The organism is Lysinibacillus sp. GbtcB16, assembly GCF_019091145.1.
Lineage (GTDB): Bacteria > Bacillota > Bacilli > Bacillales_A > Planococcaceae > Lysinibacillus > Lysinibacillus fusiformis.
The window spans coordinates 1497006-1509542 of sequence record NZ_JAGXJV010000001.1 but is presented as its reverse complement, the minus strand read 5'-3'; the positions used below and the strand labels follow the sequence as shown (position 1 = coordinate 1509542).

Annotated in this window: 15 protein-coding genes; all 15 read right to left on the bottom strand. The window is 39.4% G+C overall.

Features of this window, described 5'->3' with window-relative positions:
- Positions 1–8: 8 nt before the first annotated feature.
- The 15 genes from KVT27_RS07565 to KVT27_RS07495 all read right to left on the bottom strand — a co-directional run bounded on the left by KVT27_RS07565 (position 9) and on the right by KVT27_RS07495 (position 12438).
- On the bottom strand, positions 9–815 hold the full coding sequence (locus KVT27_RS07565; protein WP_036127906.1) for an urease accessory protein UreD: 807 nt from the start codon (positions 813–815) through the stop codon (positions 9–11).
- Positions 808–1437, bottom strand: coding sequence for an urease accessory protein UreG (gene ureG / locus KVT27_RS07560; RefSeq protein WP_008174842.1), 630 nt, complete (start codon positions 1435–1437; stop codon positions 808–810). Before ureG ends, KVT27_RS07565 begins: the two co-directional genes overlap by 8 nt.
- Before the next feature lie 17 nt (positions 1438–1454).
- Positions 1455–2195 (bottom strand): urease accessory protein UreF, encoded by a 741-nt coding sequence (locus KVT27_RS07555; protein WP_235213713.1) that lies wholly within the window; start codon positions 2193–2195, stop codon positions 1455–1457.
- Positions 2137–2583 (bottom strand): urease accessory protein UreE, encoded by a 447-nt coding sequence (locus tag KVT27_RS07550; protein WP_008174845.1) that lies wholly within the window; start codon positions 2581–2583, stop codon positions 2137–2139. The genes KVT27_RS07555 and KVT27_RS07550 overlap by 59 nt, the downstream gene beginning before the upstream one ends.
- A gap of 52 nt (positions 2584–2635) precedes the next feature.
- Positions 2636–4351 (bottom strand): urease subunit alpha, encoded by a 1716-nt coding sequence (gene ureC, locus KVT27_RS07545; RefSeq protein WP_217581048.1) that lies wholly within the window; start codon positions 4349–4351, stop codon positions 2636–2638.
- Entirely contained in the window at positions 4348–4716 is a 369-nt protein-coding gene (locus tag KVT27_RS07540) for an urease subunit beta (protein WP_008174848.1), read from the bottom strand. Before KVT27_RS07540 ends, ureC begins: the two co-directional genes overlap by 4 nt.
- A gap of 14 nt (positions 4717–4730) precedes the next feature.
- Entirely contained in the window at positions 4731–5033 is a 303-nt protein-coding gene (ureA, locus tag KVT27_RS07535) for an urease subunit gamma (RefSeq protein ID WP_012294325.1), read from the bottom strand.
- Between the two features lie 468 nt (positions 5034–5501).
- The gene (locus tag KVT27_RS07530; RefSeq protein ID WP_036145912.1) at positions 5502–6746 is read right to left on the bottom strand and encodes a methyl-accepting chemotaxis protein; all 1245 of its coding nucleotides are present in this window, start codon (positions 6744–6746) and stop codon (positions 5502–5504) included.
- A 160-nt stretch (positions 6747–6906) separates the two neighbouring features.
- Entirely contained in the window at positions 6907–8328 is a 1422-nt protein-coding gene (gene aspA, locus KVT27_RS07525; RefSeq protein WP_008174855.1) for an aspartate ammonia-lyase, read from the bottom strand.
- Positions 8329–8608: 280 nt separating this feature from the next.
- A complete protein-coding gene (locus KVT27_RS07520; RefSeq protein ID WP_036145915.1) occupies positions 8609–9238 on the bottom strand; it encodes an NAD(P)-dependent oxidoreductase in 630 nt (209 codons plus the stop codon).
- A 71-nt stretch (positions 9239–9309) separates the two neighbouring features.
- The gene (locus tag KVT27_RS07515; RefSeq protein ID WP_025117200.1) at positions 9310–9723 is read right to left on the bottom strand and encodes an Rrf2 family transcriptional regulator; all 414 of its coding nucleotides are present in this window, start codon (positions 9721–9723) and stop codon (positions 9310–9312) included.
- Between the two features lie 113 nt (positions 9724–9836).
- Positions 9837–10043, bottom strand: coding sequence for a thymidylate synthase (locus KVT27_RS07510; protein ID WP_217581047.1), 207 nt, complete (start codon positions 10041–10043; stop codon positions 9837–9839).
- 44 nt (positions 10044–10087) lie between these two features.
- A complete protein-coding gene (locus KVT27_RS07505; protein WP_254636138.1) occupies positions 10088–10276 on the bottom strand; it encodes a hypothetical protein in 189 nt (62 codons plus the stop codon).
- Positions 10277–10458: 182 nt separating this feature from the next.
- A complete protein-coding gene (locus KVT27_RS07500) occupies positions 10459–11436 on the bottom strand; it encodes a thymidylate synthase (protein WP_008174863.1) in 978 nt (325 codons plus the stop codon).
- Between the two features lie 81 nt (positions 11437–11517).
- Positions 11518–12438 (bottom strand): hypothetical protein, encoded by a 921-nt coding sequence (locus KVT27_RS07495; RefSeq protein WP_036145920.1) that lies wholly within the window; start codon positions 12436–12438, stop codon positions 11518–11520.
- Positions 12439–12537: the final 99 nt, after the last annotated feature.

Sequence of the window (12537 nt, the reverse complement as noted above, 5' to 3'; positions counted from 1 at the left end):
AACAGAAATTACAGTAATGCTGTCATATGTTCAAACATACGGTTTATTTCCTTGTGAAGTGTTCGTTGCTCTTTGGCGAGCCATCTACAATGAATCGCCTGATCTGTTAGCTTTGTTACACTTGCCTGAAGAGATTGCTCCTGTTGAATCAAAGCCTGTAAATCTCTCATGTTTATATTATTCACAAGTGGTGACACAATCCATAAGGAACCGATATAGAGTGCCTTTTCGAGCAAGCCAAGTGCTGCAAAATTCATTTCCTGTGGTTTAAAATGGATGGAATCAAATGCAATAAGTTTATTTTCTACATAAACCTTATATTTAGATTGGTAGTCTTGATAATCAAAGACTTCTCCCCGCATTTCTCGGCCAGGTGCAATAATTTCACCCCAAATTAATGTCGAGCTCTCCTTCATGTGAATAGTTGCATCCGTTTGAAACTTGGCTCGTTCAAAAGGAATAGTCACTTCAGGAAGCCATTCTAGCCGTGCCTTATCAGCAATTTCAACCGTAATAGCCTGGGTACAATGATCACCTGTATGCGAAGGGTAGATTTTCAATGCTGATTGTTGCTTAAGCCTTACTCGGCTTTCGGGTGCCAGTTTGACATTGATTTCATTGCGGTCTCCCGCTACCATTCCGCCAGAGGATTCCATCAAAAATACTGTGGCAGTTGGATCACTACCTTCATATAATTCACGGCTAGCCTTTAAGGGAGGCTGCTGATACACATGAACTAGTCGTGTATAGCCCCTCCTAGGCTCAAAGGCCATTTCTAATTTGCCGAAATGATTGATCTTTTGTTGATTAAGCATGGTTGTCAACAGCTTCGGCACCTTCAAGTAGCATATGGTGCTGAATCCATTCAACCACCTTATCTACATTCGTTTGTGAACGAACATCTGCAAAAATATAGGGACGGCCACCACGCATTTTTTTCACATCCTGATCCATTATTTCTAGATCAACCCCAACATGAGGCGCCAATGATGTTTTATTGATGAGTAGTAAGTCTGAACGCGTTAGCGCTGGACCGCCTTTACGTGGGATATCCTGTCCTTCTGCCACATCAATTACGTAAATATAGCCATGCACTAGCTCAGGACTAAATGTTGCAGATAGATTATCGCCACCACTTTCAATGAAAATAATATCTAAATCTTGGAAGCGTTTATTTAAATCATCAATCGCTGCAAAATTCATCGATGCATCCTCACGAATAGCTGTATGAGGACAACCACCTGTTTCCACCCCAATAATACGCTCTTCCTCTAAAACACCATTCGTTATTAAATATTGAGCGTCTTCCCTTGTATAAATATCATTTGTGATAACCGCTACATGATAATGCTCATGCATCACACGTGTTAATTGATCTACTAAAGATGTTTTTCCTGACCCAACTGGGCCGCCGATACCAATACGGATTGGTTTCATTGTTATCCTCTCTCTTTCTATGAAATAAATAATCTGGAATATAAAAACTCATGTTTCATGGATGCCAATTCAATCCCTAACGCATTATTCGTTAAATCATCCATCGTTAATGACATCACTGTTTGCGCTGCTTCTTCTACCGAAATCAATAGCTCATTCAATGCTTGGACACCTGTATTCTGACCAAACGGTACTGCACGTACAGCATTTTGTACTAGGCCGCTAATTGATGCATACATAAAGGTCATCACTGCGTGAAAGACATTGACACCTAGCGCCTCGCAATAGATTCCATAAAGCACGGCGTAATGTCCCTTTACTTCTTCACGCTCGATTCTCTCCTTCCACTGCGATAAAAAGGGGTATTCCATAAGCGGTGTCACAGTTCGTACAAATTGCTTCCCTACATTGACACTCGCCTCTTTAGATTCCTTAGCAAGTTTCATAGCCCCACAAAGTTCATCGAGCTCTGTAAGACGAGCAATATCTCTGTCTTTTGCTGCATGGAATGCTTCTTGAATAAGAATCGCATCTCCGTGCACTAAATTATGAAATAAATAGCCCTGACAAAATTCGATTAATTGTTCCTTTGTGCAAATGAGATCTTCTTGAATATACGTTTCCATACCATAGGAATGTGTATATGAACCTATTGGGAATGCCGAATCATGAATTTGTAAAAGTTGCAGTATCGATAAATTAGTGAGAGTGTCCACGGTATTTGAATGGCTGCTTGAAACGTCTTTCTGTTGTTTCATAGTGCACCCCTATTTCATCTAATAATGGATTTATCGTATGATCTGCTCGTACGATGATTTCATTGTTTTCAATTAGGCAAGGCGTATGACGATTTCCTAATTCGAAAGCTGATTTTCCCATTTCATGCATGTCTTTGGGCGTAATAACAATGACAGGCTCTAATTTTGTACGAATTGCTATACGAAGGTGATCATCCTCAAATAATAAATCACCATATTTTAATGGTTCATCACCTTCTAGTCGTAAAGCAATGTCTGTACCTTGATCTGTTTCTGTGCGAAGAATTCGTTTGCTTAATTCCTCCCATTCTAGCTCAATCCATTCTGTTGTCTTTTGCTGATGTTCTTCTTCGTGGGCAATATTCCCAATAATTTTTTCGATTAACATATGTTTAGCACCTCATTGTCTTTTTATTGGCTGTTACTCTCACTTTAATTGCTTAGAATAAGAAATATCGTTGAGCCATTGGTAGTACATCTACCGGCTCACATTTTGCTAATTCACCATCAATTTTTACTTCATATGTTTCTGGGTTCACATCAATTTCTGGCGTCTCATTATTAAGCTTCATGTCAGATTTACGAATATTTCGGCAATTCGAAACCGTCCCAATCATTCGTTTTAAGCCTAATTTTTCTGGCAATCCTTCTTCTACCGCAATTTTCGGTAAAAATGTCATGCCACAATTTTGAGGACCTTGTCCGTAGAAGCCATAAGTCTGACGCCCTTTCATTGGCTGCGGCGTTGGAATAGATGCATTTGGATCACCTGTAATACCATAAACGGCAATACCAGCCTTGATGACCACTTCAGCCTTTACGCCAAAGAACGCTGGTTCCCATAAAACAATATCGGCTAACTTTCCTTCTTCCAGTGAACCAACCTCATGGCTAATACCATGTGCGATTGCTGGGTTAATATTTAGCTTCGCCATATAGCGCTTGACGCGATAATTATCGTGTTCCTTGCCCTCATCCTGTGGCAAAGGTCCACGTTGCTTTTTCATTTTGTCTGCTGTTTGGAACGTCCGTATCGTCACCTCTCCCACACGACCCATCGCCTGTGAATCCGAAGACATGATGCTCAATATTCCTAAGTCCTGCATAATATCTTCTGCAGCAATCGTTTCAGGTCTGATACGTGAATCTGCGAATGCGACATCTTCTGGCACATCATGCTTTAAGTGATGGCATACCATCAGCATATCTAAATGCTCATCAATCGTGTTCGTCGTAAATGGTTTCGTAGGGTTCGTCGAGGCTGGCAAAATATTTGGTAAAGATGCCATTACTAGCTGGTCAGGCGCGTGTCCACCACCAGCACCTTCTGTATGGAAAATATGAATAACACGGCCATCGATGGCATTGATTGTATCTTCTACAAATCCTGCTTCATTTAATGTATCGGAGTGCAGGGCTACTTGAATATCGTACTCGTCTGCAACGGTTAAGCTTTGGTCCAGTGCGGAAGGTGTTGCCCCCCAGTCCTCATGAATCTTCAATCCGATGGCACCCGCACGAACTTGCTCGATAATTGGTGCTGGGTCCGAGGCACTACCTTTAGCAAGTAATCCAACATTCATTGGAAAGCCTTCCACAGCCTGTAACATGCGATGTAGATGCCATTCACCAGCAGTTAGGCTTGTCGCCTTTGAACCTGCTGCTGGTCCTGTTCCGCCACCAATAAAAGTTGTTGTGCCTGCTAATAGGGCCGTTTCAACTTGATCGGGACTTATGAAGTGGATATGCGTATCAATGGCACCAGCTGTTGCTATAAGCCCTTCCCCTGCATAAACCTCTGTCCCTACGCCGATAATCATATCCTGATCGACGCCATCCATACTATTCGGATTGCCTGCTTTGCCGATACCAATAATTCGGCCATCTTTAATACCGATATCAGCTTTCACAATACCCGTATAATCGATAATGATGACGTTAGTAATGACTGTATCTAGCACACCTTCATTGCGTGTATTTTTACCATTTTGCCCCATTGAAACACGCAATGATTTACCACCACCAAAGACACCTTCATCTCCATAGGATGTATAGTCCTTCTCTATTTCGATCCACAAATCTGTATCAGCTAAACGCACTTTGTCGCCAACTGTAGGACCGAACATTTTCGCGTAAGCTTCATGTGTTACCTTCATTTTTCTTCCGCTCCTTTAAAGCCACCTTCAATTGCCTTGTCTAAAATTTCATCTTTATGGTGAGTTGACCCTTCTGTTAGCTTATTTAAGCCAAAGACATGTTGTTTCCCACCAAATTCGACAAGCTCTACTTCTTTTTCTTCCCCAGGTTCAAAGCGAACTGCCGTCCCTGATGGAATATTTAAATGCATACCGATTGCATCTTCACGATTAAATTCTAGAAATCTATTCACTTCGATAAAATGAAAATGTGAACCTACTTGAATCGGACGGTCACCTGTATTGGCTACTAGAACCTTTTTTGTTGCCCTGCCCACATTGATTTCAATCACACCATTTTTTGGTCGGATTTCTCCAGGAATCATCTGCCAACACTCCTTTACTGAATTGGACGGTGGACTGTGACAAGTTTTGTCCCATCTGGGAAGGTACATTCCACCTGTACATCTGAAATCATGTCACCGACACCTTCCATTACGTCCTCTGCTGTCAGAACATGCTTAGCTTCACTCATTAGCTGTGCGACAGTTTTTCCATCTCTAGCACCCTCCATGATGAAACTACTAATAAGGGCAACAGCTTCTGGATAATTTAGCTTTAAACCGCGAGCTTTTCTTTTCAGCGCAAGTTCTCCTGCCACATGGAGGAGTAGTTTTTCTTGTTCTACTGGTGATAGCTTCAAATCAATCTCTCTCTTTCCTATATTCAGAATTATCTTTCAATAATATTTTTCGAAGCAGACTTCCTTTCAATTGCATGAGCTTTTTAATACCATTTAGTTTTTTTTAGCATGTAATTGTTGTCTTACAAATTATGATTTCGCAAGGGATATGCGAAGAGAAATAGAAATGACTTGTTGACCCGGCGAACGCGGGTTGCAATAGTTGAAGTGAGTAATAGAGGTAACAGCTAGTCCATTATAAGAAACTAAATTAAAAAATTCAACATTTTTATTTATCTGTGAATTTACAAGTTTTATAAATAACTCATAAAAAAAGAGGCTTATTTTACAGAAAATTGGTCAACTGTAAAAAAGCCTCTTATCATGTGGAGTAAAGTGACAATAAAATTATACTAAAAAACTTGTAAATTTATTTGTTTAGGAACATTATTTCAGGGCTATAAACCCTTGAAATTTCCCACTTGCCTCTTAAGCACCGAATTGATTGGTTAACTTTTGTAAACTATCAGCTTGCACACTTAAATCCTGTGTGACGTGATTGACAGCTTGCATGGAGGCAGTTTGCTCATCCATTGACTGCAAAACAGACTCTGTGTAATTCGATAAACGGCCCATTCCATCCGCAATAGTTATGACCGTTGATGCCACTTCATTTGCGCTACTGGAAAGCTGTTCGGCTGTTGCGGAAATGTCTTCAAGCTGGTTATTCATACGACTTACATGCTGTGTGATCGTCCCGAATGATTTTGTCGCCTCATCAATGACATAAACACCTTGCTGAACATTTTTCAAATCCTCCTCCACCGATGAAGCTACTTGTTTTGTATCATGTTCAATGCCTACTACTAAATCAACAATTTGCGTAGCAGAATGCTTCGATTGCTCAGCTAATTGACGGACCTCTTCTGCTACTACTGCAAAGCCTTTACCATGCTCTCCAGCCCGTGCAGCCTCAATGGCCGCATTTAAGGCTAATAGATTGGTTTGATCAGTAATTGCTGTAATCATATCGGTCATCGATTTAATATCCGACATTTTAGTGGATAGTTGCTGCATCAAACTACTTGTTTTGTCAGTTGACGATGAAATAAATTGCATTTGTTCCTTTGCTACATGTAAAATAGCTACCCCATTTCCAGCAATTTCATTGGCCTCTTTGGCATGACTAAAAACATCCTGTGTAGCAACGGTAATACGTTCAATTCCATCGACAGTTTCTTGCATCGCCTGGGCACTATCACTAGCAGATTGTGCAGCTTGCTTCAAGCCATCCGATGTTTTCTCTATCTGCTGATCTACTTCCTCCACAGCTAGCGTAATTTCACTCGTACTTGCTGATAGTTCTTCAATACTTGTCGATAAATCTGTAGAGCTATTCGCAATTTTTTGTGTCATTGTTCGTAATTGATTTTTCATGTCTAAAAAAGATTGTGCTAGCTGAGAGATTTCCCCATTATCATGTACCTCAATGACAACTGTATCCAATTTGCCTGAGGTAATCCCTTGTGCAGCCTCCGTTAACTGTTTGATAGGCTGTATCACTTTAAAATGGACATAGACCGTGTACGAAAGTGTAATGGCAATTCCCAAGATGGTTAAAACGGTTGCAAGCCATTCTAATGTTGTTACATTGGCCAAATCTAAAAATAAAATAATAATCATTAACACATTTAAAGCTGAAAAGCCAAGTAAACTCTTATTTCGTAAACTCATAACAAATTCCCCCAACTAAAATATTACTTCCATACCAGTATTATAGTTGAATAAGCCTAAAAAACATAAGAAAAAGCCCCCTTTTATATGAGTAAAGTTCTAATAATCGCATAAAAAAAGACTATAGACAGCCACAAAGGCATATCTACAGTCCATACTATTATTTTAAGTTCATGATGCTTGAGCCAGCGATACCTGGATGTGTCATTTCATAAGGATCTAAAATTAGGTCTAGTTGTTCTTTTGTTAAAACACCCGCTTCAATACAAAGCTCACGGATTGAACGACCTGTTAGAATTGCTTCACGTGCAAGACGAGCAGCAACTTCATAGCCAATATGAGGGTTCACGGCAGTTAGTACCCCTACACTTTTCTCTACATATTCTTTCATACGTTCTTCATTTGCTTCAATATCTTTTAAGCAATTTTCTGTAAACGCACGGAAAACATTATTCATAATGCTGATAGATTGGATTAGGTTAAATACTAATACAGGCTCCATAACATTTAACTCTAATTGACCTGCTTCAGAAGCTAATGAAATTGTATGGTCGTTACCAATCACTTGGAAAGCCACTTGGTTCAGTACTTCTGGCATAACAGGGTTTACTTTACCTGGCATGATCGAAGAACCTGGTTGACGAGCTGGTAAAAGGATTTCCCCTAAGCCGGCACGTGGACCAGAAGCCATTAAGCGTAAGTCATTTGCAATTTTCGACATATTAATCATACAAATTTTTAACGCACCCGATACTTCTGTATAAGCATCTGTATTTTGTGTAGCATCAACTAAATGTGTCGCACCCTTTAATGGTAAACCTGAGATTTCTGCAAGATGCTCATCGACAGATTTAATATAATCTGGGAAAGCATTTAAGCCTGTACCTACTGCAGTTGCGCCCATATTTACATCATATAAGTTTGGACGTGTTTGACGAATACGGACAATATCACGGTTGATGACACGGCAATAAGCTTCGAACTCTTGTCCTAAGCGAATTGGCACTGCGTCCTGTAAATGCGTACGTCCCATTTTAATGACATGAGCAAATTGCTCTGCTTTTTGATGGAAAACGGATTGCATATAATCCATCGTTTCTAATAATTCATCTATTAAATTTAACACAGCGATATGAATGGCTGTTGGGAAAGCATCGTTTGTTGATTGTGACATATTGACATGACTGTTTGGACTTACTGTATGATAGTCACCTTTTTCTTTCCCTAAAATTTCTAGGGCACGGTTGGCGATGACTTCGTTTGCATTCATATTGATGGATGTACCTGCTCCACCTTGGATTGGGTCTACAAGGAATTCAGCATCCCATTTGCCATCAATTACTTCTTGTGCTGCTTCGACAATTGCCTCACCAATTTCTTTTGATAATAGGTGTACTTCCATATTACTTAACGCAGCTGCTTTCTTCACAATCCCCATCGCCTTAATAAGTGAAGAGTGAATTGTGTAGCCTGTAATCGGGAAGTTTTCCGTTGCACGTAGTGTTTGAATTCCGTAATAAGCCTCTGCTGGTAATACGCGCTCACCTAAAAAATCTTTTTCTATACGTTGTGTTGACATCATTGTCGTCTCCTTTTATGTAATACTCACACTTGATAGTAGCTAATAAAAGTCGTATTGTAAACAGTCATTTTTCTGTAAACGAAAAAAATCCTTCAAAAAAGCAAAGAAATCGCTAAAAACCGAGCACATTTTAATAATGCCCTAGCATTATTAGCCGATAAAGGTTCGATACAAAATAATTAGGCAACTGTATGCGATGGCATTAAAAATTTCATTGTGAATCAAAAAAACCAATAGAATAACCGATTAGGTCCATTCTATTGGCTCATTCATTCTTCTATTATTTATTCGATGTTACAGTAAAACGGCTATTTGGGTGTTGAGGATTTTCAAGCTCATCCAATACTGCCACTGCATAATCTGCGTAGCTTACATAACTTTCACCAGCTTCATTTACTAATAAATGATCGACTCCTGTTGTATAGTGACCTGTACGTGGACCTTCTGGATCAAAAAATGCAGATGGACTTAAAAATGTCCAATGGATAGCAGATTGTTGTAGGTCCTGTAGGTTTTGTCCTTGATTTTGCGCAGTTGCTAGGAACATAGCTGGGAAATCAGGTGTTTCCATTACACGGATTTGTTTTTCAGGGTCTACAAAAAGACTACCTGCCCCTCCCACAACCAATAATTTTGTATCAATGCCTTCGAAAATTTCGATTAAATGACGACCCGCTTTCACATGTAAATCTTCCTGTCCAGCTGGTGCGCCAAACGCATTCACTACTGCATCGAAGTCATTCACGTCATCCTTTGTTAATTGAAACACGTCTTTTTCTATTACGGGAATAGCTGTTGTTACTTTTGCGGCAGAACGAACGATAGCTGTTACTTCATGACCACGTTGCACCGCTTCCTCTACTATTTTTTGTCCTGCTTTACCTGTTGCACCAATGACAGCAATTTTCATTGTATGTTCCTCCTTAATTTATAGTTGTAACCATTTTAGTTACAGGTTAGATACAGATAGATCATCTTCGCTTAAGTACGAAGCTGATCTAGCACATCCTGCAAAGTCTGTGCCTGTAGCTGTGCTTCCATTGCCTGCCAAATAGATGTGTACACATCTTCCAAAGTATGTTGGATTTCTCGTCCCACTGCACACGCTGGATTCGGCTCATCGTGAATCGCAAAAAGCTGTTCTGGCCCATCGATTGCTTGATAAATTGCTAAAAGTGTTAAATTCTTTGGCTCCACTAAAAGCTCATACCCAGCAACCCCTGAATGTGATAAAAGTAAGCCTGCCTTTTTCAGAACACCAATCATACGTCTTACAACCACTGGATTTGTATTTACACTTCCAGCGATAAAATCGGACGTAAGTAAGCTTTTATCAGATGTTGTAGCAATTAGCGAAAGAATATGGATCGCCACCGAAAATCGACTGTTCACCATATGTATCACCACCTGTTGTAACTATTATAGTTACAGGTAAATAAAAAAGCAAGCACATTGCTTTTCGCTACCTGCTTTTATAGTTCCATTTCTTGACTTATCTATACATACAATTAGATTTTATTGACATAAATCACTAGTTCCTGGCGTATTTGCCCATTGTCCTCATAAAAATCTAAATTATGAAATTCATATTTAAAATGACCTACTGGAAAAGTCACGCTTTCCCCCTGTACTGCCACAAGTATACCTGCCACGTCGTGTGATACCATGTGTAATAATTCATCACCCGTGACTGAATCTATAAAGATTACGTTCATAAAAAACACCTCCTCAGCCATTATAGCTTAGAAGGCACTTACATTTATAGTCTTTCTTTATAGCCATTCATACGGATTTCTTCAATCACTTGCATCATGTCGAAAAGTTGTTGCCGGGATAAATTGGCGGTATTAGCGTCCTGCGCTTGTTGCTCGGAAACCTTTTTTCGTTCTAGATGATCGGACTGTTGCTCATTTTCTTCTACTTCCTGAATGACCATTGTTTTCTTCACAACTTTCACCTCTACCATAAATTTGACCGACTACCCATTCCAAATAATGCTAACAATCCCACAATTACTATAATCAACTTCCTAGCTATCAGTCATCCAACTACTAGCCTATTTAGCAAAACATATATTTTGACCTAGTTATAGTGCCAAAAAAACAGCAACCAAAATGGCTGCTGCTTATGTTAGACGGCAATCGGAGCCTTAATAGCGGGATGTGGATCATACCCTTCGATTGATAAATCCTCAAGCTCGATATCAAAAATCGATGCTTTATTTGGATTGATGTGTAACGTTGGTAGTTCCTTTGGCTCCCGAGCAAGCTGTTCTTTTACTTGTTCCACATGGTTCGCATAAATATGCGCGTCCCCAATGCTATGAATAAATTCGCCCACCTCTAATCCACACTCATGTGCAATCAAATGTGTTAACAATGCGTACGAAGCTATATTAAAAGGACAGCCTAATAATGTGTCCAAGCTTCTTTGCATAAGCTGACAGCTTAATTTGCCATTAGATACATAAAATTGGAACATGACATGACATGGTGGCAATGCGGCTTTACTGCCCTTCGCACCTGCATTGATAACATCCTCAGGGTTCCACGCATTGACGATAATACGGCGTGAATCTGGATTATGCTTGATTTGATGAATGACATCCTGCAACTGGTCGATACTTTCCCCAGTAGAAGTTGTCCAATGACGCCATTGCTTGCCATAGACATTGCCAAGCTCTCCGTATTTTTGAGCAAAGTCATCATCTGCTAGGACACGCTCACAAAATGAGGCTAACTCTTGCTGATACAATGTATTAAATGCGTCATCCACTAAACAACGTCGACCAAAATCGGTCATATCTGGTCCTGTATAGTCATCTGATTCAACCCATTTTTTAAATGCCCATTCATCCCAAATATGATTATTATGTTGCAATAGATAACGGATATTCGTATCCCCTTTAATGAACCATAATAATTCGCTCGCGACAAGCTTAAAAGGTACGCGCTTTGTCGTTAAAAGAGGAAATCCTTTACTTAAATCAAAACGCATTTGATAACCAAAGACGCTATATGTACCCGTCCCAGTTCGATCCTCTTTTTTCGTGCCATTTTCTAATATATGTTGTAGTAAGTTTAAGTACGCCATTTCTGGATGCGTCATTTTTCTTCAACAGCTCCTTCCAGTTTGCTGTTGACCATTATACCATTTCATCACGTATTTTCGTATGAAGAAATTATTTCATTAGTAGCCAGAATGAGAGGAAGTGTTCTTCAGCTCTCTAGAAATTTCACTCTCTGTTGTGACAAAAAAGGTAGGAAGCAAGATGATATTTAATAAAACAGGTCCAACAATAACTAATAAATCGATACCAGGACTAAAATAAAGACCAAATGCCGTAATCAACCCCGAAAGTACAAGGAATACAATTTGCACAACAATAATCATGATTGGCAATGATTGGTACATGTAATTTAGTTTACGGAACTGATGTAAATTGGCTGGATTGTTGATGACTTTCCTTTTTAATCGTCTCGATAAAATAAAACAAGCTAGCAATTGGACTACCATAAAACTAAAATAGATGACCGCGTAAAGAATAAATGGACGTTTCTGAATCGTACCATCAAAATGACCTACTCTTTGGTTCAATAAATCATTCACTGCTCCATCGTAAACATATTGACGTTCACTTAAAAAAGTAAAAGGTTCCATAAAACCAAGCGCTGTCCAATCCTTCGTGTTCACCGTCCAATTCGATAGCTTACTCGCTAAAATTTTCAATTGAATCGGATCTTGCTCTCCAAACATCCCTACCAAAATACTATAGGGAATGGCAACTTTTAACTGCCCATCTTGCTTTTCTTGGAATAAGTCCTGAATGTAAAAAGTATAGGAAACATCCGATTTATTCGTATCGTAACGAGCTTCTTCAATTTCCCAATGACTGGCTAAAGATGCTTGTATGCCATTTCTCATCTCCGTATAGGGTATATCTTTATGTAATCTCTTTGGAATTTTATAAACAAAATGGTTATCACTACCGATTAGACAAATTTCAACCTCGACTTTATCTTCATGAACCATTTTAGCCTTCGTGGTCAATGGGATCGTAATCAAAGCGATTAAGAAAAAAAGAATTAGTGTTAAAACGCCTTTTTTCACGTCATCGTCCCCCTTTTCGTCATAATTATTAAACTTACACTATCATAGCCATGTCCGAAAAAACTATTTCGTCATTCCGAAAACGCAATAGTGGTTTTC